The organism is Sphingomonas sp., from assembly GCF_017745215.1.
Lineage (GTDB): Bacteria > Pseudomonadota > Alphaproteobacteria > Sphingomonadales > Sphingomonadaceae > Sphingomonas.
On sequence record NZ_JAGHZV010000008.1, the window covers coordinates 160,166 to 185,168 of the forward strand.

The 25,003-nt window shown below is 68.3% G+C and carries 11 protein-coding genes; 4 read left to right on the forward strand and 7 right to left on the reverse strand.

The window, feature by feature from the left end; genetic code table 11:
- Positions 1–282: 282 nt before the first annotated feature.
- The 7 genes from J7495_RS10430 to J7495_RS10460 form a co-directional block, all read right to left on the reverse strand.
- Positions 283–1,113 carry a substrate-binding domain-containing protein gene (locus tag J7495_RS10430; RefSeq protein WP_294056432.1) on the reverse strand — a complete coding sequence of 277 codons (831 nt, stop codon included), beginning with the start codon at positions 1,111–1,113 and terminating at the stop codon, positions 283–285.
- Positions 1,110–3,992, reverse strand: coding sequence for a TonB-dependent receptor (locus J7495_RS10435; protein ID WP_294056433.1), 2,883 nt, complete (start codon positions 3,990–3,992; stop codon positions 1,110–1,112). Before J7495_RS10435 ends, J7495_RS10430 begins: the two co-directional genes overlap by 4 nt.
- A gap of 179 nt (positions 3,993–4,171) precedes the next feature.
- On the reverse strand, positions 4,172–5,719 hold the full coding sequence (locus J7495_RS10440) for an MmgE/PrpD family protein (protein WP_294056434.1): 1,548 nt from the start codon (positions 5,717–5,719) through the stop codon (positions 4,172–4,174).
- A gap of 57 nt (positions 5,720–5,776) precedes the next feature.
- Positions 5,777–7,021: a dicarboxylate/amino acid:cation symporter gene (locus J7495_RS10445; RefSeq protein WP_294056435.1), complete on the reverse strand. Its 1,245-nt coding sequence runs from the start codon at positions 7,019–7,021 to the stop codon at positions 5,777–5,779.
- A 16-nt stretch (positions 7,022–7,037) separates the two neighbouring features.
- Positions 7,038–8,024: an N-acetyl-D-Glu racemase DgcA gene (gene dgcA / locus J7495_RS10450; RefSeq protein WP_294056436.1), complete on the reverse strand. Its 987-nt coding sequence runs from the start codon at positions 8,022–8,024 to the stop codon at positions 7,038–7,040.
- A complete protein-coding gene (dgcN, locus tag J7495_RS10455) occupies positions 7,997–9,022 on the reverse strand; it encodes an N-acetyltransferase DgcN (protein WP_294056437.1) in 1,026 nt (341 codons plus the stop codon). The genes dgcA and dgcN overlap by 28 nt, the downstream gene beginning before the upstream one ends.
- Before the next feature lie 112 nt (positions 9,023–9,134).
- On the reverse strand, positions 9,135–10,025 hold the full coding sequence (locus J7495_RS10460) for a LysR family transcriptional regulator (protein ID WP_294056438.1): 891 nt from the start codon (positions 10,023–10,025) through the stop codon (positions 9,135–9,137).
- A 228-nt stretch (positions 10,026–10,253) separates the two neighbouring features.
- Between J7495_RS10460 and J7495_RS10465 the strand changes: the two genes are divergently transcribed.
- The 4 genes from J7495_RS10465 to J7495_RS10480 all read left to right on the forward strand — a co-directional run bounded on the left by J7495_RS10465 (position 10,254) and on the right by J7495_RS10480 (position 25,003).
- On the forward strand, positions 10,254–11,810 hold the full coding sequence (locus tag J7495_RS10465; protein WP_294056439.1) for an amidohydrolase family protein: 1,557 nt from the start codon (positions 10,254–10,256) through the stop codon (positions 11,808–11,810).
- Between the two features lie 62 nt (positions 11,811–11,872).
- Positions 11,873–13,141, forward strand: coding sequence for a tricarballylate/proton symporter TcuC (gene tcuC / locus J7495_RS10470; RefSeq protein ID WP_294056440.1), 1,269 nt, complete (start codon positions 11,873–11,875; stop codon positions 13,139–13,141).
- Positions 13,141–14,760, forward strand: coding sequence for a CapA family protein (locus tag J7495_RS10475; RefSeq protein WP_294056441.1), 1,620 nt, complete (start codon positions 13,141–13,143; stop codon positions 14,758–14,760). Before tcuC ends, J7495_RS10475 begins: the two co-directional genes overlap by 1 nt.
- Before the next feature lie 346 nt (positions 14,761–15,106).
- Positions 15,107–25,003: a LysM peptidoglycan-binding domain-containing protein gene (locus J7495_RS10480; protein ID WP_294056442.1), complete on the forward strand. Its 9,897-nt coding sequence runs from the start codon at positions 15,107–15,109 to the stop codon at positions 25,001–25,003.

The window sequence follows — 25,003 nt, forward strand, 5'->3', positions numbered from 1 at the left end:
CCTGCCAGGTTCAAAGAGCGGCCGGACTTTGCCAGCCGCGCCAGCCAAGCAGGCGAATTCCTACATAGCAAGCCACGTCGCCCGAGCTGTCGGCGCGGCCTAGACTCGAGTTCGATCAGGTTGAAGCGCTGGAGCATTCAAGCCCCTCCCCTTCAGGGGAGGGGTTGGGGGTGGGGCATGTCCACAAGTACGTCGGTCTCTGTGAGACGCACAGGCCCCACCCCAACCCCTCCCCTGAAGGGGAGGGGCTTAAGAAGCGTGCGAACCTGATTGGGCTCGAGGCTAGCGGACGGGCTGCAGCCCGCTCTCGACCATCGCCCCGCGCGCCGCGCCGGAGCGCAGGAAGGCGATCAGCCGGGTGCCCGCCTCCGGCTGCGTCGAATAGGCGACGAGCCCTGCCGAGAAGCGCGTCGTCTTCTGGATTTCCTCAGGCAACAACCCGACGATCCGGATGCCGGCGATCGGCTTCAATTCGCTCAGCTGCTGGAAGCCGAGCTCGGCCTCGCCGCGCGCGACGATGAGGCCGACCGGAGTCGCCTCGATCATCCGCGCCTTGCCTGCCATCGCTTCGGCGATCCCGAGCTTCGCGAACAGCTGGGTCGAGACATAGACTCCGCTCGCGCTGTCCGAATAGGCGACCGACTTCGCCGAGAGCAATGTCGCGCGCAGTGCCGGCACGGTCGCGATGCCGGGCACGGGCGTCCCGGCCTTCACCGCCAGCGCGATCTTCGAGAGGACGAGGTCCTGCTCGCTGCCCGGCGCCACCTTGCCGGCCTTGGCCAGCCGGTCGAGCGCCTCGCGCGCGAGGATCACGACGTCCGCCGCCTCGCCGCGCTCGAGCCGCTGGGGGATCGCCGTCGGGCTCGCCCCCATCGACGGCCCGCCGACGATCACCAGGTGAACGCCGCTCCGCCGCTCGTAGATCGGCGCGAGCCTGCGCAGCGCCGGCTCGAACGCGCCCGAGACCAGCACCGTCAGCTGCGGCTTTGGTTTCGGCTGGGCCGGCGCAGACACGGGATGCGCGCATCCCCCCAGCCCCGGCGCAGCGAGCAGCAGCAGCGCCGCGCGCGCCGCGAGCCCGAGCAGCGCACGGCGGCGAAGCGGCTCGGTCACATCTCGAACCGGATGCCCGCGCGGAACGTGCGGCCGAGCGTATCGTAGAGCGTCGGGTTCGCCGCATAGGCGAAGAAGCCGCCGCCCGCCGCGTCGCGCGGGACGATCGCCGGATCCTTGTTGGCGAGGTTCTTGACGTTGAAGAACGCCTGCACCCGCGTGCCGCCGCCGAGCCTGAACTTATAGACCAGGCTGAGATCGACGTAGAAGGCGCCGGGCAGATAGTTCGAGCTGATCGTGGGGTGCGCGACGCTGGTCGCCGGGCAGTTCGACGTGCACTCGATGTACATGTTGTCGATCGTGCCCGAGCTGACCCCGCGCCCGGCCAGCGTCACGCCGATGCTGTCGGTCGAATAGTTGAGGTTGACCGTGTAGCGCCAGTTGGGCGGGCCGGCGTCGCCGTTGCTGCCGACGGTGTCGGTGGGCGGAGAGATGCCGTTGTTGGTGTAGTTCTTGAGATAGTGCGTCGCGAGCGCGCGGATCGAGACCTTGCCCGGCGCGCCGGCGAAGATGCTGTCGAGCGGGCGGACGTAGCTCGCCTCGAAGTCGATCCCGCGCGCGGTCTGCGAGACGAGGTTGAACGGCTGGCGCAGGATCTGGGTGAAGATCGGCTGGCCGCCCGAGTTCGTGCCGCGGGTGATCGCGGCACAGGCGGTCGTATTGCCGGCGAAGCAATAGTCGACGGTCTCCTGCGGCGTGATCGATCCGATCGCGTCCTTGATGTCGATGTTGTAGTAATCGACTGAAGCGTTGAAGCCGGGGATGAAGCTCGGCTGGAGCACCACGCCCAGGCCGAGCGTGTCGGCGATTTCGGGCGTGAGGTTGGGGTTGCCGATCTTGAGCCCGGTATAGGCCGTCACTGCATTGCCGCGGGTCGGGTCGCGAACCGTGCTGCTGTTCGCGACGCCCGCGGTGTAGAGATCGGAGAGGTTGGGCGCGCGGATGTCGCGCGAGCGCGTCGCGCGGAAGCGGATGTCGGGGACCGGCTCCCAGGTGCCGCCGGCCTTCCAGGTCGTGACATAGCCCGAGGTGCTGTAGTCGGTCCCGCGCACCGCGCCGTTGAACTCGAGCGAATGCGCGAAGGGCAGGTCCTTGGCGAGCGGCACCACGACTTCGAGGAAGGCTTCCTTGACGTCGTAGGCGCCCTTGCTGACCAGGAAGTTGCCGTTGCGCCAGCCCGAGCTGTAGATCGGGTCGACGACCCCATCCACCGTCTCGCGCCGCCATTCGGCGCCGGTCGCGATCGAGACCGGGCCCGCCCAGGTCGAGAAGGGCTCGCCGGTGATGCTGAACGACGCGACGTCCTGTGTGTAGGTCTCGTCGCGGTGCGGGGCGCCGATGACATAGGCGATGGCGGCCGGCGAAGCGACGCCGGTGCCGAAGATGTTGAGCGGAACGCAGCCGTTGGTCGGCGCAGTGAGTGTCGAGCGGCAGACGATCTGGCCGTTCGAGTACACCGCGTCGATCGCATTGGCGAAGCGCGTGTTGTTGGTAATCGCGGGGAGCGTCTGCGACGAATCCGTCGTCCCGCGCTGGTAATAGGCATTCCACGCCCAGGGCGACCCGAAGAGCTGGACATGGCCCTCGCCCCCGACGACGTAGCGCTGGACGGTGCGCTCATTGTCGGTGCCGCGGGCGGGGAGGTCGGTGATCATCTTGCCGTAGCTGAACGACGCGATGTGGAGCAGCGCCGCCTGGTCGCGGATGGCCTGCGGCAGGAAGGCGTTGTCCGCTTTGATCGTCAAGTCGCCGAGGTGATATTGCTCGGACGAGCTGTTGATCACATGGTCGCGGTTCCACGATCCCTGGACATAGAGGTTGATGTCGTCGGTGACGTCGAAGCTGACGCGGCCGAACAGGCCCTTGCGGTCCTCGGGCGAGTCGAGCGTCACGGTCTCGTTGAGCTGGTTCGCCTGCCAGTTGCCGCCGATCGTCCAGGGGTCCTTGGTCGCGCTGCCGTAGACGAAGTTGTAGCTGCTGCCCCCGGGCCCGAAGGCAGTGCCGCGCAGCGTGGTGCTGGTGATGATGCCGCCCGCGGTCGCGGTGTCGATCTGGACGCCCGAGGCCACCAGCCGCTCGGGCTGGCCGTTGCCTGCGACATAGGCCGGGTTGGTGTCGACGATGAAGGTGCCGGTCTTGTTCCACTTGCGGTCGCCGGTGCCGTAGATGCCGTCGACATGCGCGAGTTCGCCGCTGACCAGCACATGGCCGCGCCCGCCCGCGAAGCCGAAGCCGCCCGCCAGTGAGACGTTCCACGAGCGATCGTCGCCATAAGTGGTGACGCCGCCGCCGACCTCGCCCTTCAGGCCGGTGAACTTCTTGTCGAGGATGAAGTTGACCACGCCCGACAGCGCATCCGAGCCATAGGCCGCCGAGGCGCCGCCGGTGACGACTTCGACGCGCTCGATCAGCGCCTGCGGGAATGTGTTGATGTCGACCACGCCGGTAAGGCTCGACGAGACCGAGCGCTGCCCGTCGAGCAGCACCAGCGTGCGCGACGCGCCGAGGTTGCGCAGGTTGAGCGCGTTGAGGCCGGCCAGACCGCTCGAGATCGCCGAGTTGGAGTTGGCCGGGGTGGCGCTGCCCGAGAGCTGGGGCAGCGCGTTGACGAAGTCGGCGGCGTTGGTCGAGGTCGAGGCCTGGATCTGCTCGGCACCCACCACGGTCAGCGGCGTCGGCGCCTGATAGCCGTCGCGCTGGACGCGCGTGCCGGTGACGGTGATCTCCTGGCCCGCAGTCTCGTCGGTTTGTGACGTATCGTCCTGGGCGTGGGCCGGCCCGCAGGCCAGCGCGGCGATCAGCGCGGCGGCGCTGGCCATGGCGGCGGCGCGGCGAACCGCCGGGCGGCGGCGGTCGAGGCGATCGTTGAGCAACAACATCTTGCTTCCCCCTTCTCTTCGAAGGTGTCTCCCGAGTGCGGGAGCCCTTCCCTGTGTGCGACCCGAACGGGCACCGGCTTTCGGAGCGGAAAGCCGGCCGCGCGATCGTTCCATTCTGGCGTTATCTTTGCCCGCCTTTTTCCGTGATCCTCGCTCCCCGGCGGACGTGTATCCTGGTGTCAGCCCGGCGCGGGTGCGGCCGAACCGCGCTGCAGCAACGGCCGCAGCGTCCGCATGTCACGGCGGTTCTCGAGATCGAGAAGTGCTGCGACCAGTGCGCGGCTGCGCGCTTCGCCCAGCACCGGCGCGATCAGCGCATGGCTCTTCGCCACCACTTGCTCGCGCGTCATCGGATTGGCCGGCGTGCCGGGCATGAAGCCGATCTGCTCGGACAGCTGGGTGCCGTCGTCGAGCGTCAGCGTGATCGTCACCGGATGCGCCGGATCGAGCCGGACCCTGGCGGCGAGCGCGTTGACCCGCGGGTCCTTCATCCGCGCATCGTCGTGGGCCGAGGCGAAGGTCACCGTCCCGTCGACGAGCATCAGCGCGACGAGGTGCTGGACCGAGATCGACGGCATGCCGCGGTCGTCGACCACCGAGCCGGGCTTCAGCCGCAGCACGATCTCGCGCACGCGCTTGGGATCGACCGGCCGGCGCTTGAGCAACGTCTCGAGCGCTTCGAGGAAGGGCTGGGCCGGGAAGCCCGCGGTCCATTTCTTGATGCTGGTGCGCGTGATCTCGAAGCGCTTGCCGAGTTCCTCGGCGAGGATCTCGCCCTTGCCCGCGATGCCGTTGGCGAGCAGGAAATTGCCATCGCCGGCGAGGAAATCCTCGACCGCGGTCCAGCCGCCCTTGACGAGCAGCGCGGCGGTGACGCCGTTGCGCGCGGGGGCGCCGCCGAACACGAAGCCCTTCATGATATGGTCCTGGTCGCGGTACCAGTCGCGCATCCCCGCCGCCTGCTGCGCGCAATATTCGAGGAGGTAGCGCATCTGCCGCGGATCGAGCCCCGCCGCGCCCGCCGCCGCCGCGCCTGCGCCGAAGGTGCCGCACATCTGGTGCGTGCTGCGGTTGCGGAACGCCGGCTCGGGGCGAAGCAGGTCGAGCATCCGCCCGCCGACGTCATAGCCGAGCGCGACCGCGCGGATGAAGCGCGCGCCGCTGGTGGCGAACTGCTCGGCCGCCGCGAACGCCGCGGGCACGACGCCGCAGCCGGGATGCCAGCCGACCGAGCGCCAGCGGCCGTTGTCGTCGGGATCGATCCGCGCGAGCGAATCGTCGGTCTCGTCCGAATGCGCGAGCGTGCCGTTGACCAGCGCCGCTTCGATCGCGCCGCAGCGCAAGGCAGTCGTCGCGATCGTCGCCACCGGTGCGCCGCCATAGCTGCGCGCGAAGCCGAGCGCGGCGCGGCCCGGCGGCAGCGTGCTGCCCGAGACGATCGCGGCGAAGGTGTCGAGGATATGGTGCTTGGCGCGCTCCTGAACCTCCGCGGGCAGCGGCCGGTCGCGTGCTTCGCTCATGTAGCTGCTGAGCGCGAGCGTGACCGGGCTGAGCGGCTCGGCATCCTCGGCGCGTGCCGCGCGGGCGGCGAGCCCGGCGGCGGCGAGCCCGCCCGCGAGCCGGAGCAGCGTCCGCCGCGTCGGCAGCGCGACGGGGCGCCGGTCCGCGACCCTGCCTCCCTGCCCTGCTGCGCCGAACGCCACTGCCGCGTCTCCCACCCTTGTCATCCGATCGTCATCCTATCGGGCTCCCGCCCAAGTCCTGCATATCAACGCTTCCGGCACCTATAGCTCGGGGCTATGGGCCGGTGGCTCGATCGCGCCTTCCCAGCGCGCGACCACTGCGGCGACCGCGAGGTTCGCGCTCGCGCTCGGCACGGTGCGCGTCATGTCGAGCAGCCGGTCGAACGGCAGGATGAACCCGACGATCAGCGCGGTCTGCTCGGGCGCCACCCCGGCCGCGGCGAGCACCGCGGCGAGCATGAACAGCGAGGCCGAGGGGATCGGCGCGGTCCCGAACGCAGCGAGCACCGCAGTGAGCAGCACGATGCCGAGCGTATCGACCTGGAGCGGGACGCCGAAGACCTGCAGCCCGAAGACGCTGAGCAGCCCAACGTACATCGCGGTGCCGTCCTTGCCGATGCTCGCGCCGAGCGGCAGCACCACCGAGGCGACCGGTCGGGCGATGCCGAGATTGTCCTGCGCGACGCGCATCGCCACGGGCAGCGTCGCCGAGCTCGACGCTGTCGAGAAGGCGACGACCAGCGCGTCGACGATGCCGCGGAAGAAACGATGCACCGGCACGCGCGCGACCAGCCCGACGAGCAGGCTGTGCACCAGCAGCATCTGGACCAGCGAGCCCAGCACGACGCACAGCGCCAGCGTGCCGATGCTCCCGAACACCGCGAGGCCGTTGGCGGCGACGGCATTGGCGACGAGCGCGAGCACGCCGAAGGGCGTGAATTCCATTGCGAAGCGCACGATGTGGAGCAGCACCGCCGAAGCCGAGGAGAGCAGCGCCGCGAAGGGTGCGCCCGCCTCGCCCGCCGCGACGGTGCCCGCGCCGACCAGGATCGCGGCGAAGAGGATCGCGAGCATGTCGCCCTTGGCGAGCGCGTCGAACAGGTTGAGCGGGACGATGCCGACCAGCTGCTCGTAGACCGTCCTGGCGGGTCCGAGCGCGTGCGGCGCGGCGCCGCCGAGGCTGGCGTGCGCGCCGGGCTGGAGGAGCAGGCCGACCGCAATGCCGACCGAGACCGCGATCACCGTGGTCGCGACGAACAGCAGCACCGCGCGCCCGCCGATCGAGCCGAGCCGGCGCGGGTCGGCGAGCGAGGCCACGCCTGCCGCGACGGTGACGAGCACGATCGGCACCACCAGCATCCGGATCAGCCGGACGAAGATCTCGCCGAGGAAGGCGATCCACGGTGCTGCGGCGGGGACGAGCAGCCCGAGCGCGACGCCGAGCACCAGTCCCGCGAGGACGCGCTGCCACAGCGCGATCCCGAACCACCCGCGCAGCAGCGTCATCGTTCCTCCCGTCGCTTCACGCGCGACCACCACCCCAGAGCGCCGGCGCGGGCGGGGCCAGCAGGCCGTCGCTGCGCATCACGACGCCATCGTCACGATCCTGGCGCAGCCAGAGCGGACCATCAAGGTCGACGAAATCGGCGAGCGCCGCGATCCGGAACGCCGGCGCGATCGCCAGCGAGGTGCAGACCATGCAGCCGAGCATCACCCCGAAGCCGCGCGCCCGCGCCGCCTCGACGAGCCTTTGCGCCTCGGTGAGCCCGCCGGTCTTGTCGAGCTTGACGTTGACCACCGAATAGCGGCCCGCGAGCCGGTCGAGATCGGCGCCGGTGTGGCAGGATTCGTCGGCGCAGAGCGGCACCTGGAAGCTCAGCCCCTCGAGCGCGGCGTCCTCGCCCGCCGGCAGCGGCTGCTCGACGAAAGTGATGCGCAGCGCGCGGAGCAGCGGCTGGAGCTGCCGGAGGTCGTCGAGCGACCAGCCCTCGTTGGCGTCGGCGATCAGCGTGACGCCAGGCGCCGCGGCGCGGATCGCCTGGAGGCAGTCGCCCGGCTCGCGCGCGTCGAGCTTGGCCTTGAGCAGCCGCGCCCCGCCCGCCATCGCACGCGCCGCGGCCGCCGCCATCTCGGCGGGCCGGTCGAGGCTGATCGTCACGGCGGTGACCACCGGCGCGGGCGGCTCGGGGAAGGCGCCGGCGAGACTCGCTTCGAGGTCCCAGAGCGAGCAGTCGATCGCGTTGCGCGCGGCACCGGGCGGGAGCAGCCCGAGCAGGTCCTCGCGCGAGGCGCCCGCCTGGACCGCGCCGGTCACGCCCTGGATCTGCGCGATCACGCTCTCCGGATCCTCGCCGTAGCGGGCATAGGGCACCGATTCGCCGCGCCCCAGCGCATCGCCCTGGCGTAGCGCGACGGTGACCACGTCCGCCGCGGTCTTGATCCCGCGCGAGATGCGGAACGGGGTGGCGAGCGGCCAGCGCTCTACACGAGCGTGCAGGGTTCGAAACATTGCAGCAGTCGGTCGGCGATGCGGTCGACGCCGCTCACCATGGGGTCTTGGCAGGGCAGGCCGAGCTCGGCCTCGATCGCCTCGCACGCGCGCCATGCCGCCTCGGAGTCGAGCCGCGAGCCGTTGACCGCGACGCCCACCGCGACGACCTCGGGATTGGTCAGCCGCGCGGCGGTGAGGTTCGCCTCGATGCATGCGGCGAGGTCGGGCAGCGGCCGCCCGGGGATGCCGCGGATATGCTCGCGGCCGATCTCGTGGCAGAGCACGATCGCATCGGGCTGGGCGCCGTGGAGCAGCCCGAGCGACACGCCGGCGTACGAGGGGTGGTAGAGCGAGCCCTGCCCCTCGATCAGGTCCCAGCCGCCGTCGCGGCGCGCAGGCGAGATCGCTTCGGTCGCGCCCGAGATGAAGTCGGCGACCACGGCGTCGATCGCGATGCCCGACTGAGCGATGAGGATGCCGGTCTGCCCGGTCGCGCGGAAATCGGCGTCGACGCCGCGGGCGCGCAGCTCGCGCTCGAGCGCCAGCGTGGTGTACATCTTGCCGACCGAGCAATCGGTGCCGACGGTGAGCAGCCGCAGCCCCTCGCGCCGCCGGCCGTTGCCGACCGCGAGGTCGCGCGGGGGCTCGCGGACGTCGAACAGCCGGCGGCCTTCCTCGCGCGCCACTGCGACGATCTCGGCGCAGCCGTTCAGCCGGTCGTGCAGCCCCGAGGCGACGTCGAGCCCGGCGCGCAGCGCTTCGATCACATGCGCGATCGCCTCGGCGCCCATCAGCCCGCCGGCATTGGCGACGCCGAGGATCATCGTGCGCGCGCCCATCGCCGCGGCTTCGGCGAAGCCCAGCCGGGGCAGCCCCAGGCTGAGCGTGCCGCCCTCGGCGCGATATTCGCCGACGCAGAGTTCCGGCCGCCACACCGCGAGCCCGCGCGAGGTCTTCACCGACAGCGGATCGGTGGCATGGCCGAGATAGAGAAGATAGGGACCCGAAATGTTCATCGCTTTGCCTTGGGCTTGTGCCTTGGATCGGCCTCACGAGCCGTCCGCGCGATGATGGCAGCTTGGCCGCCGCTGCCCAGATTCAGAGAAGGACGAACGTCATAGCCGAGGGTTATAGGCCTCCGCTGGCCAGCGTCTTCTCGACCATCGCGACGAAATCGCGCGCGAGCCGCGACAAGGGCCGGCTCACCAGATGGGTGCAGAACACCTCGAACCGCGCGCCGCCGACGAGCGGGCGGAAGTCGAGGTCGGGCCCGGCATTGGCGCGCGCGGTGAACTCGTCGACGATCGCGAATCCCGCGCCGCGGCGGACCAGCGCGGCGGCGACATAATAGGTCTGCACCGAGATCGCCGGCACGCCGGGCTGCTCCTCGCTCACCTCATTGTTGAACAGCGTGCCGAGCAGCCCCGAATCGGTGAGCCGGATCAGGTCGCGGTGCCTGAACATGTCGAGCGACACCCGCGGCGGCGCATCGGGGAACTCCTCGCGGCGGTACAACATCACCAGCTCGCCCGAACCGATCGAGACGCCGCCGAGCTGCGGGTGGTGCGGCGCGTCGTAGATGATCGCGAGGTCGCTGTTGCGCTCGTAGAGTGCGCGCAGCACGTCCTCGCGGTGGAGCGTGCGGATCTCGAACGAGACGTCGGGCCGCACCGCGCGGAAGGCGGCGACCGCGGCGGGCGCGACATCGAGCCCGAGCGAGGGCAGCACCGCGAGCCGCAGATAGCCTTCACCGCCGCGCCGCAGGTTCTTGGTCGTCTCCTGGAGCGACTGGACGCGGGCGTAGAGCTCGCGCGCCTCGTGGAACAGCGCATGCGCTTCCTCGGTCGCGACCAGCCGGCCCTTCACCACGCGGAACAGCGGGAAGCCGATCCGGCTCTCGGCATGGCGCAGCACCTTGCTCACCGACGGCTGCGAGACGTTGAGCGCGCGCGCCGCCGCCGAGACCGAGCCCGACTGATAGACGGCGTGGAAGACTTCGATGTGGCGGAGGTTCATCATGATACGCGACCTGCAGGGTTTTGAAGGAGCGTATCGGCCACCGGGCGGGCCCGCAAGCCGGTCATGCCCTCCGGTTATGGGACAGCGAACCCTCTGAAAGGGCGCACCGATTGACGCCGCGGCCGGCTGCGCGCCAGTCTGGACCCTGGCCGCAGATGCGCGGCCGGGGAGGACAGTCGAATGCGGATGCGGCCTGGCGTTTCGAGGCGGTTGTTCGCCGCCGGGGCGATGCTTTTCGCGCTCGCCGCCGCCCCGGCGCCCGAGGCGCCGGCGCATTACGACGTGCTGATCCGCGGCGGCACCGTGTTCGACGGCACCGGCAGCCCGGGCCGCAAGGCCGATGTCGCGATCGACGGCGACCGGATCGTCAAGGTCGGCGACGTGCCCAAGGGCGCGACCGCCGGCACGGTGATCGACGCGACCGGCAAGATCGTCTCGCCCGGCTTCATCGACGTCCACAGCCATGCCTCGCCCGGCATCGAGACGCCCGAGCTCGCCGCCGCGCTGCCGATCCTCTACCAGGGTATCGCCACCGTCGTGATCAACCCCGACGGCAAGGGCCCCGCCGACCTCGCGCCGCAGTTCGAGCGGATCCGCGCGCTGACGCCGGGGGTGAACCTCGTGCCGATGATCGGGCACAATGCGGTGCGCGAAGCCGTGATGGGCCTCGCCAACCGCGACCCCAGCCCCGAGGAGCTCGCGCGGATGGAGGGGCTCGTCGCCAGGGCGATGGACCTCGGCGCCTTCGGCCTGTCGAGCGGGCCCTTCTACGTCCCCGGCAAATATTCGAAGACCCCCGAGCTGGTCGCGCTCGCCCGCGTCGCCGCGCGCTATCCCGGCGCGGTCCATTCCAGCCACATCCGCGACGAGGCGAGCTACGACGTCGGCGTGCTCGCCGCGATCGCCGAGCTGATCCAGGTCTCGCGCGAGACCGGCATCCGCGGCGTGGTGACGCATATGAAGATGCTCGGGCCCAGCGTCTGGGGCAAGTCGGGCGAAGCGATCCGGATGATCGAGGCCGCGCGCGCCGAGGGACTGTCGATCTGGGCCGATCAATATCCCTACACCGCCTCGGGCTCGAACCTCGCCGCGGCGCTGACGCCGGACTGGGCACAGGAAGGCGGCCCCGCCGCGCTCGCCGAGCGGCTGCGCGACCCGGCGCAGCGCGCGCGCATCCGCGACGCGATGGCGGCGAGCCTGGTGCTGCGCGGCGGCGCCGCGACGATCCAGATCCGCGACTATCCCACCGACCGGAGCCTCGAGGGCAAGCGTCTCGACGCGATCGCCGCCGCGCAGGGCCTCGATCCGCGCGACATGGCGATCGAGATGCTGATCAAGGGCGGCGCCAAGACCGTGTCGTTCAACATGAGCGACGACGATGTCGACGCGATCATGCGCCAGCCCTGGACGATGACGAGCACCGATGGCGCGCTGGTCCGCTTCGGCGAAGGCTCGGAGCATCCGCGCGCCTATGGCGCCTTCCCGCGCAAGATCCGCGCCTATGTGCTCGATCGCCCGGTGCTGCCGATGGCGCAGGCGATCCATTCGATGACCGGCCTGCCCGCGCAGGTCTTTGGCATCGTCGATCGCGGCGTGCTCAAGCCCGGCGCGTTCGCCGACGTGCTGGTCTTCGATCCCAGGACGATCCGCGACACCGCCACCTATGAGCAGCCACACGCCTATGCCCAGGGCGTGGTGGCCTTCTTCATCAACGGCCGCGCCGCGGTGCTGGCCGGCAAGGCCACGCCCGGGCGCTTCGGACGGCTGCTGCTCCGCCCGCGCTGAGCCGTCCCCTTCTCGACTCGCTTCGACGACCGGCCATCGCCGGCGAAAGGACCCGCATTGCCATGACCAGCCCAGCCTCAACCCGGCGCAAGGCGTTCAGGAACGTCCTCATCGTCTCGAGCGGCAACTTCCTCGAAATGTATGATTTCATGGTCTTCGGCTATTACGCCAAGGCGATCGGCCAGACCTTCTTTCCGACCCAGAACGAGCTCGCCTCGCTGATGCTCGCGCTGATGACCTTCGGCGCGGGCTTCCTGATGCGCCCGGTCGGCGCGCTGGTGCTCGGCGCCTATATCGACCGCAACGGGCGGCGGCAGGGGCTGCTGCTCACGCTCGCGCTGATGGGCCTGGGCACGCTCTCGATCGCGCTGATGCCGGGCTACGCCGAGATCGGGCTGCTCGCGCCGCTGCTGATCCTGGCGAGCCGGCTGGTCCAGGGCTTCTCGGCCGGCGTCGAGGTCGGCGGCGTCTCGGTCTATCTCGCCGAGATCGCCACGCCCGGGCGGCGCGGCTTCACTGTCGCCTGGCAATCGGCGAGCCAGCAGGTCGCGGTGGTGTTCGCTGCCTTCGTCGGCATGTTGCTCAACCTCTGGCTGAGCCCCGCCGACATCGCCGGGAACGGCTGGCGCATCCCCTTCGTCATCGGCTCGCTGATGGTGCCGTTCCTGTTCCTGATCCGCCGGCTGCTCGAGGAATCGCCGGGCTTCGACGCCACCCAGCCGCGCCCCGGCTTCGGCGCGCTGTTCGGCAGCATCGGCGCGAACCTGGCGATCGTGCTCGCCGGCATGTTCACCGCGGTGATGACCACCGTCTTCTTCTACATGATCACCGCCTATACCCCCACCTATGGCAACAGCGTGCTCAAGCTGAGCGCCGCCGGCGCGATGCTGGTCACGCTCTGCGTCGGCGCGGCGAACTTCGCGCTGCTGCCGGCGATGGGCGCGCTCTCGGACCGGATCGGGCGGCGGCCGCTGCTGATCGGCGCGGCGCTCGCGGCGATCCTCACCGGCTACCCCGCGATGCTGTGGCTGGTCTCGGCGCCGTCGCTCGAGCGGCTGCTGGCGGTCGAGCTGTGGCTCGCGCTGGTCTACGCGACCTACAATGGCGCGATGATCGTCCACCTGACCGAGATCATGCCCCGGCGCGTGCGCACGACGGGCTTCTCGATCGCCTATAGCGGCGCGACCGCGGTGTTCGGCGGCTTCACGCCCGCCCTGGCCACCTGGCTGATCGCCGCCACCGGCGACAAGGCGATCCCCGGCGCCTGGCTGAGCGTCGCCGCCGCCATCAGCCTCGCCGCGGTGCTGCTCACGCGCAAGGGAGACGCCTGATGCTCGTCCGCACGCTCGCCGCCTGCCTGCTGCTCGCCACCCCCGCCGCGGCGCAGGATGCCCGGAGCTTCGGCGGCCCGATGCCGCCGCGCGACCAGCGCGTCGAGCTCGGCATGAAGATCCGCGAGCGCTTCACCGTCGTCGCGGTGGGCGACATGATCCAGATGGCGCCCTTCGCGCAGAGCGACGATCCCGACATCGCCTATCTCGTCAAGCTGATGCGCGACGCCGACCTGACGCTCGCCAACAACGAGAATTTCATCGTCGACCACGACAGCTACCGCGGCCCGATCGGCCACCAGCGCGCGCCCGCGACGATCGCCGACGATTGGGCGCGGATGGGCATCGACATGGTCACCAAGGCCAACAACCACGCCTTCGACGGCGGCGAGCCCGGCCTCTGGGCCGATTTCCGCGAGCTCGCCCGCGTCGGCATCGTCCATACCGGTGCCGACTACAACCTCACCGAAGCGCGGATGACGCGGAGCTTTGCCACCCCCAAGGGCAGCGCCGGGCTGATCGGCGTCTATGCGGCGAGCGAGAGCACCAGCCGCATGTCGGGCATCGCGACGGGCGACCCAATTTATGTCGACGCGGCCCAGCTCGCCCAGCTGCGCGCGATGCGCGATGCGATCGTCGCGCGCCGCGGCGAGACGCCCAACCCGATCGACGTGCCCCACGACCTCGCCAATGAGGTGACGGTGTTCGGCACCGCCTTCCGCCTGCGCGGCGGCGGCGAGGGCTTTGCCGGCGAGCATCCCTTCAGCGCCAGGCAGACCCGCGCCAAGGCCGCGCGCGGCGAGATCACTTCGCGCACCAACGACCTCGACCTCGTCACCTACAACGGCGTCACCGCGGCGCAGCTCGCCCAGCTCCGCGCGATTGCCGGCGTTCCCGGCACCGGCGACACACTCGAGGCCTTCGGCACGCGCTTCAAGGTGACGCCGGGGCCCGGCGAATATGATTATGCGATGAAGCCCCAGCCGCTGCGCGACATCCTGCGCGAAGTGCGCACCGGCAAGCAGTTCAACGACTTCCTCGCGGTCACCGCGCATTGGCACCAGAACCGCTTCGCCTTCCAGCGCTATTCGGACGATCACTACCCGCCCACCTTCGAGATCGAGTTCGCGCATGCCGCGATCGACCAGGGCGCCGACCTGTTCTTCGCGCACGGCATGCACACGCTGAAGGGTGTCGAGATCTACAAGGGCAAGCCGATCTTCTACGGCCTCTCGAACTTCGTCTTCCAGTCGCAGCAGCTGCGAACCTGGGCCGACGAAGGCGAGCTGCCCCCGGCGTCGCCGGACGGCCCGATCGTCGGCGAGGGTGAAACCAACGAGCGCGCCTGGAGCCGCCTCCAGCAGCCCGACAACCTCGTCGCGCTGCTCACCCGGAGCCGCTACGAGAAGGGCCGGCTGGCCCAAGTCCGCCTCTATCCGGTGGAACTGGGCCCGATCGAGCGCCCCGGCTCGCAGCTCGGCACCCCGCGCCGGCCGTCACCCGCGGCGGCACGGCGGATCCTCGAACAAGTGATCGATTATTCGCGCCCGTTCGGGACGAAGATCCGGATCGAGGGCGGCGTCGGCGTGATCGATATCGGGGCCGGCGGCACGGACTGAACGCGATCGGGGCCCTCGCCCGTTTGTGGAGGGTTGGCCACGGCTCACGAGCGCCGGCCGTCCGCGCGCATCCGAGTTCGGCCCCTTCCAGAAGTTCTTCCGCGATCGCGCCCCCGATGCTGGTCGTCCGGGGCAAGAACGACACGATCTTCCCCGCGGGCGGCACCCGAGTCCTTTTGGCGAAGATCGAAGATGAATCGCCTGTCTTGGCGGTCTTCCCCAAGAAAACTCGTTCCATTTTCGTGTAGAAAGCCGTCAGATCCGCTAAACGATCTCCCAATTCCGCCGATCTCCTTCCGAACGCGCTCGTTCTCCAACGATTGCGGGACCTTTGGGGAGAAGGCCGATGGTTGCGATCTTTACCGGTGCCGGCAGCGGCTTCGAGCGGGGATCCGGCAATGTGCTGGGAAGCTCGGGCCTGCTGGGTTCGGCGGCGATCGGACGATCCGGCGAGCAGGTCGCGTTCAATGCCGCCACCGGCAACCTGCTGATCGCTCGCCAGGACGAGATGCTGGTGGGTCGCGGCCCCGACGCGGTGATCGGCCGGACCTACAACAGCCTCGGCAACCTGACCGACGACAACGGCGACAATTGGCGGATGAGCACCGATCGCCGAATCTTCGGATTGACCGGCACGGCCAACGCCACGGGCAGCACGATCAAGCGGCGCTCCGGGGACGGCAGCGAGATCACCTACAGCTGGAACGGCTCGGCCTATGTCGCGACCGACGGCGCCGGTGTTTACGACACGCTCACCTACAACAGCGGCACCAACGTCTGGACCTGGACCGACGGCGACACGCGGTGGACCGAGACCTATGCCGTGTCGACGCTTGCGAACGAATGGCGGATCACCGCTCAGGCCGACACCAGCGGCAACGCCGAAGCCTTCACTTATTATTCGGGCACCAACAATCTCTACCGCGTCACCACCGCCGACGGGGCCTATACGCAATATAACTGGTCCGGCAGCAACATCACCGAAGTCGTCACCGGCTATACCGACCTGGCCACCAACACGGCGAAGACGCTGACGCGCACGCGCTACGGCTATGACGCGTCGAACCGGCTCACCATGGTCACGACCGACCTGACGCCGGGCGACAACAGCGTCGGCGACGGCGCGGTGTTCACCACGACCTACACCTATGTCGGCACGACAAAGCTGGTCGCATCGATCAGCCAGTCGGACGGCAGCTATCTCGCGATCGCCTACGACGGGTCGAACCGCGTCAGCACCCTGACGCAGACCGCGAGCACAGGCGTGACGCGCACCACGACGATCGGCTACGGCACCGGCTCGACGACGGTCACCGACGCCACCGGCCAGGTCACGACGCTCGAATACAATGCCGACGGATCGCTGAAGAAGGTCTCGGCGCCGCCCGCAGTGACCGGGGCGTCCGCGCAAGTCGTGCAATATGGCTACAACGCCAACGGCGACCTGACGACGGTCACCGATGCGCTGGGCAAGATCACGACGTTCGGCAGCTTCAGCAACGGGCTGTGGGAGACGTCGACCGACCCCAACGGCAATGTCGTCACGCGCACGCACGACGCCAGCGGCAACCTGCTGACGGAGACGCGGACCGGGTCCGATGCCGCTTCGTCGGCCGTCCAGCACACCGACCGCTACCTTTACGATGGCTCGAACCGGCTGATCTGGACGGTGAGCGCGCAGGGCTGGGTCACGCGCTACACCTATGACGGCTATGGGCGGCTGGCGACAAAGACCCAATATCCCGCCTATGTCTACGACGTATCGGCGCTTTCCCCCACCACGCTCGTCACGTCGACGCAGCTGACCAGCTGGGCCGCCGGCCTCGCCGACAAGACGAGCTGGGCAGTCGAGGACTATAGCTACGACGCTCGCGGCGGACTCACGCAAGTGCGCACCTACGCGGCGGCCGACACTTCGGGCAACGCCGCCGCCGCAACGGGCTATGCCCAGGTCGCCACCGTCTACGACCAGGCCGGGCACATGCTCAGCCGCAAGCTCGCCGCCGACAACAGCGAGGTCTTCGTCTATGACGGGCTCGGCAGGCTGACGGCCTCGACCGACACCAATGGCGCGACCACCAGTTTCGTCTTCGTCGATTCGACGGCGGACAATTCGACCAAGACCATCGTCACGCTCGCCAACGGCTATGTGCAGACCTCGACCTTCAACAAGGCAGGCGATCTCGTTTCGCTCGTCGCTTCGGGCAGCTACGTCACGGGCGGGACCACCAGCTTCCAATATGACGCGCTGGGCCGCGCCCGCGTCGCCACCGATGCTGTGGGCAACAAGTCCTATACCCTTTACGACAAGGCCGGGCGCCGCACGGCGGACATCGATTCCTACGGCTATGTCACCGAATACCGCTACGACGCGGACAATCGCGTGGCCGCGACCGTGCGCTGGACCAACGCGATCAGTGCCGCCAATCTGACGACGCTCGCCAATCCGGCGAACACGCTGGAGATCGCTTCGATCCGGCCGGCCGCCAACGCCGCCGACATTTGGTCATGGTCCGTCTACGACAACGGCGGCCGGCTGATCGAGAGCATCGCGGGCGACGGTTCGGTCCGCCGCTTCGACTATGACGGCTCGGACCAGCTGGTGAAGACCACGGCGTTCGTCAACAAGCTGAGCGCCGGCCAGCTCTCGACGATCCAGGCGACACCGCCGGCCACGCTGCTGCTGCCGACCGCCGACGCCGCCGATGCAGTGGCGCGCAACTTCTATTCGCCGAGCGGCAAGCTGTGGGCGACGCTCGATGCCGAAGGCTATATGACGCGCTACGGCTATGATTCCGCCGGGCGGCTGGCGCAGAAGCGAACCTATACCAACGCCACCGGGGCGTCCGTGCGGGCCAGCGGGACGATGGCCGACCTGATCGCGAGCATCCCGTCGCCGACTGACTTCGCGATGACGATGTCGGTCTACGACGGCGAAGGCCAGCTGCGCTACGAGATCGACGAACTCTTCCACGTCACCGAATATGTCTACAACGACGGAGTCTCCACCTCGAGCGAGCGCGGGGCCGCGCGTACCGTGATCCGATATGCCGGCTCGATCGCGATGCCCGGCGCGCTTACCCTGTCGGCGCTGCAATCCGCGCTTTCGACCGCGGGATTGGCGGGGAACGCGAACAACCGCATCAGCTACGCCACCTATGACGCCGCGGGCCGCCTCGCCTATTCGATCGACGCGACGGGCGCGGTCACCGGCTACGGCTATGACTCGCTCGGGCGGCTGATCAAGACCACCCAATTCGCGACGACGCGCGCCACCACCTCGCTGCCCGGCAATGCGACGATGGTGAGCTGGGCTGCCGCCAATCCCAACGCCAAGGACCGCGTTACGCGCAGCTATTACGATGCGCGCGGCGAACAGACCTTCGCGATCGATGCCGAAGGCTATGTCACCCGCAACTATTATAATGCGCTGGGCCAGCTGACCGAGACGCGGCGTTTCGACACGGCCGTTTCGGCGACCGACGCCTGGACGATCGACACCGTCGCCGCGAACGCCGGGGGCACCTATGCAAGCACCACCTCCACCTACGACGCGCTCGGCCGCGTCGCGACGGTGCGGGACGGCGAGAACCACGGCCACGACTACAGCTATTACGGCAACGGCACGCTCGCCTGGGATATCGAAATGGCGGGCGCGGCCGAGGAGAGTCGGACCAACTTCGCCTATGATGCCAGCGGGCGGCTGACCGATCGGATCGACGGCTGGGTCTCGGGCGGCGCCAATCCGTCGACGCACTATACGTACAACGGCCGCGGCGACGCGGTCACCGTCACCGATCCCAATGGTCATTCGACCGCGCGCACGTTCGACAGGCTCGGCCAGCTGCTGAGCGAGACCGACGCGATCGGCGGCGTGACCAGCTATCAATATGACGCCTTCGGCAACGCCGTGAAGGTGACCGACGCGCGCGGCAATTCGAGCTACCGCTACTACGACAAGCTGGGCCGGGCGGTCGCCAGCCGCGACGCCGAAAATTACGTCGCCGAGATCGCCTATACGGTCTTCGGCGAGATGCTGAGCACGACGCAGCACAGCGTGCGCACCACCAGTGCCGTCACGATCGGCGGCGCGGCGCCGAGCTGGACGTGGGACACGAGCGGCGGCGCCGACGCGCCGGCGACGACCAGCTTCGAATATGACCGGCTCGGCCGGGTTACCAAGTCGACCGATGCGCTCGGCAACTACGAACAATATACGCTCGACGCGTTCGGCAACCGCACGACGGTGCGCAACAAGCTCGGCGCGATCACCACCAACCTCTTCGACCGACGCGGGCTGCTCACCAGCGAGAGCACGGCGGTCAGCGGCGACTATGGCACCGGCGGCGGCGGCGTCTCGAGCACGACGATCGTCAACACATACGCCTATGACGCGCGCGGCAATATGAAGCAGCGCGTGGAGGGTTCCGGCACCTCGGTGGCGCGGACGACGCTCTTCTTCTACGACAAGGCCAACCGCCTGATCGAGCAGCGCGGCATGGCCGTGGCGGTCGGCTATGCCGGCGCTTCGGCGACGCCGAGCACCTTCTTCACTTATGACGGCCGCGGCAACTTGATCAAGAAGGTCGATCCCGCGGGCGCGGCGACCTTCGCCTACTACGACCGGCTCGATCGGAAGATCGCCGAGATCGATGCGCTGGGCACCTATTCCACCTTCGCTTACGACGCGGTCGGCAACCTCACCGCGACGCGACTCTATGCGACGCAAGTGGCGCTGCCGGGCACCCCGGGCGGCAACCCGCCCGCGACGCCGAGCGGCGGCTATCGCGAGACGACCTACACCTACGACAATGCCGACCGGCTGCGGACCAGCAATGTCGCGGGCCAGCTCGTGGGCAGCTGGAACGGATCGAGCTACGTCACTGCGACGACCACGCTGACGACCACATACGACTATGACGGCAACGGGAACGCCATCAAGACGACCGGGCCCGACGGTTCGGCCGTGTTCGCCTATTACGACAAGCTCGGCCGCAAGACGTCGCAGATCGACGCCGAGCTATATCGCACCGACTGGAGCTACGACGCCAACGGCAATGCCCTGTCCGAGCGCCGCTATTCGACGCGCGCGGTAGGAACGCCGACCACCGCGGCCCCCCTGTCGGTCGGCACGACGAGCGACGACCGCGTCACCACATTCACCTATGACAAGCTGGGGCGCCGCCTCACCGAGACGCGCACCGGCGTGGTCGCCTGGACGCTGAACACGACGAACGGCCTGCTGAGCGCCGCCGCGACCAGCGCGACCGTCACCTATACCTACAACGCGCTCGGCAAAGTCGCGAGCAAGGCGGAAGCGACCGGCGACCTCACCAACTACACCTATGACAATGCCGGCAGGCTCGTCGTCGAGACTCGCGCCTCGCTCGTCGACTGGACGGGCGCCACGGTGCGTCCCACCGTCCGCTATTATTACAACAGCCTCGGCGACCTGACGTCGACGCGCCAGGGCCGGGAGGCCTTTGCGAGCGACGACCGGATCACGACCAACAGCTACGGCACCGGGGGGCGGCTGGAGAGCACCACCGACGCCAACAGCAACGTCCGGCAATATGTCTACGACATCGCCGGTCGCGTGATCGGTACCCGCTATCAGCGCGACGCGGGCAGCGCGGGCCTTGTCCAGGAAGGCATTTCGACCGGTTATGATGCCCTCGGCCGGGTCGTGCGGCAGGGCGTCAACACCGTCTCGGGCACGACTTGGACCGAGGTGAGCTTCACGCAGACTGCCTATAACGCGTTCGGCGAAGTCTCGCAGCGCGGCACCAACGGGCTCTGGCAGGAGCAGAACAGCTACGACGGCGTCGGGCGCCTGATCCGCAGCAATGCCGGAGACGGCGTGTGGCGCCTGTTCATCTATGACGCCGTCGGCCATGTGACGATGGCGATCGAGAGCGAGGGCATGGACCTCTCGACCATGTCGCAGGCCACCGCGCTGGGCTACGCCTACAGCGATACGGTCAATGCGACGATCACGGTCTATGACAAGCGCGGCCAGGCCACCAAGACGATCCAGACCCAACGCGAACTGAGCGTCGGGGGAACGCGGCAGAACCTGACGACCGAGGTCGGCTATAACGCGTTCGGCGAGATCGCCTGGGAAAAGGACGCGCTGCTCAACCAGACCGACTATGGATACAACACCATGGGTCGCCGGATCCAGGTGCAGCACCCGACCGTGACCTCGGTGAGCGAAACCGGCGTTTCCACCAGCCTCCGCCCGACCGAGCGCTATTATTATGATCTCTCCGGCCGCCTCGTCGGATCGGAAGATGCGAACAGCGTGGCCGCTTCGGCCGGCCGGATCACCACGCGACGGCTGCTCGGCGGAACGGGCTATGGCGACAGCGAAGGCATGGTGGTGAAGGAATGGCACCTCGACGGCGGCGCGCCGACGCAGGGGTTCGACGTCTTCGGCGATCTCATCCGGCAGACCGACGAACTCGGCCGCATCACCCAGATGAGCTACGACAAGCTCAGCCAGGTGCTCACCGTCGCGCGACCGGTCGGGCTCAGCGATTCCTACGCCTATGACATTCTCGGCCAGCGCACCGGCCATTGGAACAATGTCGTCGGCTATTCCGGCCGCGAGATCACCGAATATGACGTGATGGGGCGGATCACGCGTCAGGTCGCCTATGGCGGCGACATCACCACCACCAGCTACAGCTGGCTCGGCTCGCTTCGTGCCACCGGCTTCGTGCGCACCGACGAGTCCGCGACCGGCGGCTGGCAGGAGACCACCACCTACGCCAACGGCAAGACGATCGTCGAGACGGCCGACCTGTTCGGCCATGTGACGACGCACGTCGACATGGGCGCGCATGGCTCGACCTTCGGCTACGATCGTGCGGGACGGGTCACCAGCCGCACCGTCGGCGGCGTCACGACCAACTACGACTATCTCAACAGCGGCCAGCTCGGCCAAATGAGCATCGGAGTCGATACTTCGGCCTCGCAGGTCGCCTTCACGCTCGACAAGACCGTCTACAGCTATGACAAGACCGGCAACCGGCTGACCGAGCAATATTCGACGACCACGGGGCAGTGGGTCGAATACGGCCATACCGAATACGACTATTATTACGGCTACGACCAATGGGTGGTCGACGGATATAATTACGAAGTCTCCACGAACGTCATCACCGCGTCGACGGCGACCTATGACGCGCTCAACCGGCTGAGCAGTTGGTCGGCCACGGCGACCTCCGCCACGCCTGCGGCGACAACGGCCTATTATTACGACGCCAATTCGAACATCCGGCGGTCCGTCGCGACGTTCCGGCCGCTCGACCAGAACGGCACGGCCGCCCCGAGCGCGGCCACGCAGGACTATTGGTACAAGTTCGATCTGATGAACCGGGTGGTGACGGGCAAGGGCATCCTCTCCGGCGGGGCGATCCTGCGCGGCACCGAGGGTGTCGACCTGATGTACAACGCCGCGGGCGAACGGACGCGGGCGACGAGCACCACCACCGCGTACGGCGACGTCTATGTCGAGGTCTACGATCCCGGCATGTACGGCGGCTGGGGCGGCTACACCTACACCTATGTCAGCATCGCCTATGACGCCGAGGTTCGCGAGGACTATACCTATTGGGCGGACGGCCAGCTGAAGGACGTCCGTATCGCGCAAAGCGGCTACACCGACAACGGCGACGGTACGCTGACGGTCACGGCGCCGCCCGCGACTGGCGCACGCAAGGCGAACTATTGGTATGACTCGCAGGGCCGGCTCGAGCGCCAGATCGACTGGAATACCGATCCCGACTACGACACCAACGCGCTCAATGTCGCGACCTACGACCGGCTGCTCCAGTACAACGCCAAGGGACAGGTGACGTTCGAGGAAGTGTTCCAGCGCGCGGGCAGCACGACGCGCGTCACGGATACCTACAACGACTATGGCTCGGGCACCGCCTATGCGCTCGGCGCGCTGGTCTCGAGCACCACCAACAGCTGGTATACGGGCGCGCCGTTCACCACCTCGGGCGTGACCAACAGCTATGGCTGGTACGACGGAGCCGTGATCGCTTCGACGACGATGACGGGCACCAGCACGGGCACCACCAGCTACAACTACAATGCGATGGGCCAGCTGACGACCGCCTCCATCGCGGACGGCCGGTCGCGCACCGTCTATTACACCAACGACATGAACGGCCAGACGATCCGGCGCGACGAATATGACGGCATCTGGAACCAGGGCGATCCGCACGAGGTCTGGTACCGCTTCGCCGGACGCGAGATGGGCTATACCGGCAACAACGGCACGCTCGAGACCAATTATGCGACATCGGTCGCGAACCGGCCGATCAGTCCGGGCAATGGCGCCTTCCGCGGCGGATCGACCTGGGGCGCCGCCTATGGCGACTTCGACCAATTCTACAATCCGATAACCACTTACAGCCAGGGCGCGTCGGGCGGCGTCTACACCGTGAAGGGCGGCGAGACGCTCGCCGCGATCGCCGCGCAATTCTGGGGCGACAGCTCGCTCTGGTACCTGATCGCCGAAGCCAACGGTCTCTCGGCGGGCTCGGTGCTCGCCTCGGGCCAGATGCTGCGGATCCCGCCGGGCGTCCAGCGTTCGGCCTATAACGCCTCGACCTTCACACCCTACGATCCTGCCGCTGCGATGGGCGACACCAGCCCCACCGCGCCCGCGCCGCAGACGCCGGCTGGCAAGGCCAAGAAGAACAAGTGCGGCGTCTTCGGGATGATCCTGCTCGCCGTGGTGGCGATCGCCGTGACGGCGTGGGTCGGGCCGGAGGCGATCAGCTTCTTCCAGGGTGCGTTCAGCGGACTTGGCGCGGGCGCGGCTGCCGTCGCGGGCGCGGTGGTCGGCGGCGCCGTCGCGGGCGCGGCGGGCTCGATCGCGTCGCAGGTGGTCGGCTTGGCCACGGGCATCCAGGATAAGTTCAGCTGGAAGAGCGTGGGCCTGGCGGCATTGGGCGGCGCCGTCGGCGGCGCACTCAAGGGCGTCGATGTCTTCAAGGGGCTCGGCAAGCTGACCACCTTCGCCAACGACGTGGCCCGCGGTGCGCTCAGCAGCGCGATCACGCAGGGGATCGGCGTCGCGACCGGGCTGCAGGACAAGTTCAGCTGGGCGGGTGTCGCAGCCGCGGGGGTCGGCGCGGGGATCGGCGGCGCGGTCGGGCGCACGCTCCATTACGACGCGGACCTCAAGGGTTTCGACCTGGACAATTCGCTGAAGGGCGCCGTCACCGGCATGGCATCGGATATCGCCGACGCGGCGACGCGCTCGCTCATCGACGGCAGCGACTTCGGCGACAACGTCCTGGCCGGATTGCCCGATGTCGTCGCGCAATTCGCCTATTCGCTCGGAAAGGGTGCGATCGATCAACGGGCGATCGATCGCCAGGCGGACGAGGTCGTTGCGACACTGCCCGGGGGAGGCACGGCGGAAGATCGGAAGCGCATCCTCGATGCGCTCGCGCATGGCCAGAGCGTGGACCAGGTGAAGCGCGACGTGCTTTCCCGGGATCCGAACGAGATCGTCGTCACGGGCTTTCGTTCCCGGTCCCTGAACTTCCTGCCGTCCCGCCCGCGCGGATCCCTGACGATCACGCCGGCGGTAGACATCATTTATCCGAACGCCTTCTCTGTCACCGGCGGTCGCATCGACCCGTCGCTGTTCGTGGGGCTGACGTTCGATCCCTCGCAGTTCCCGGAGCTGCAACCCGATCTGGTCGGCATCAAGTTCGTCACCGATACGCAGCTAGGCGACGACGCTCATTACATGCTTACGGTCACCGCCAACGGCCTGGGCCCTCCCTGGTTCGCCAACCTTGCCAACGCTCCGGACGGCACGAAATTCTATCAGAACGGCCATAGCTATGTCCGGGGGCGGCCGGACCTGGGGAATACGGCGAGCCGCTTCATCTGGGAACTGAAGCCCGCAGGTCAGGAATTGGCCGCGCTGAGCGAGGTGTGGGACTATTCGCTCTCGACCAAGAGTTTCTTCAGCTTCGATCCGCCCACCTATGTTCCCGGCAAGGTCGCGCCTTCGTTCTTCAAGGGCAACAAGCTTACGCTGCCGGGGGCCTATGGCTGGATCGACTACACCTTCTGGCAAAGCGGCGTCATCACCTATCGCTATCAATTGATGGAGGAATATGTCAGGGTTCCCTCCATATTCAATCTACCGTTACCCATTCCGGGCATCGTACCTGGGGGCGCTCCGATCCCAGTGATTCCCTAG

What these genes read in the sequence shown, in the direction of transcription:
- J7495_RS10435 (WP_294056433.1), bottom strand. Translation starts at nt 3,992, where the DNA reads ATGTTGTTGCTCAACGATCGCCTCGACCGCCGCCGCCCGGCGGTTCGC.
- J7495_RS10440 (WP_294056434.1), bottom strand. Translation starts at nt 5,719, where the DNA reads ATGACAAGGGTGGGAGACGCGGCAGTGGCGTTCGGCGCAGCAGGGCAG.
- J7495_RS10445 (WP_294056435.1), bottom strand. Translation starts at nt 7,021, where the DNA reads ATGACGCTGCTGCGCGGGTGGTTCGGGATCGCGCTGTGGCAGCGCGTC.
- dgcA (WP_294056436.1), bottom strand. Translation starts at nt 8,024, where the DNA reads ATGTTTCGAACCCTGCACGCTCGTGTAGAGCGCTGGCCGCTCGCCACC.
- dgcN (WP_294056437.1), bottom strand. Translation starts at nt 9,022, where the DNA reads ATGAACATTTCGGGTCCCTATCTTCTCTATCTCGGCCATGCCACCGAT.
- J7495_RS10460 (WP_294056438.1), bottom strand. Translation starts at nt 10,025, where the DNA reads ATGATGAACCTCCGCCACATCGAAGTCTTCCACGCCGTCTATCAGTCG.
- J7495_RS10465 (WP_294056439.1), top strand. Translation starts at nt 10,254, where the DNA reads ATGCTTTTCGCGCTCGCCGCCGCCCCGGCGCCCGAGGCGCCGGCGCAT.
- tcuC (WP_294056440.1), top strand. Translation starts at nt 11,873, where the DNA reads ATGACCAGCCCAGCCTCAACCCGGCGCAAGGCGTTCAGGAACGTCCTC.
- J7495_RS10475 (WP_294056441.1), top strand. Translation starts at nt 13,141, where the DNA reads ATGCTCGTCCGCACGCTCGCCGCCTGCCTGCTGCTCGCCACCCCCGCC.
- J7495_RS10480 (WP_294056442.1), top strand. Translation starts at nt 15,107, where the DNA reads ATGGTTGCGATCTTTACCGGTGCCGGCAGCGGCTTCGAGCGGGGATCC.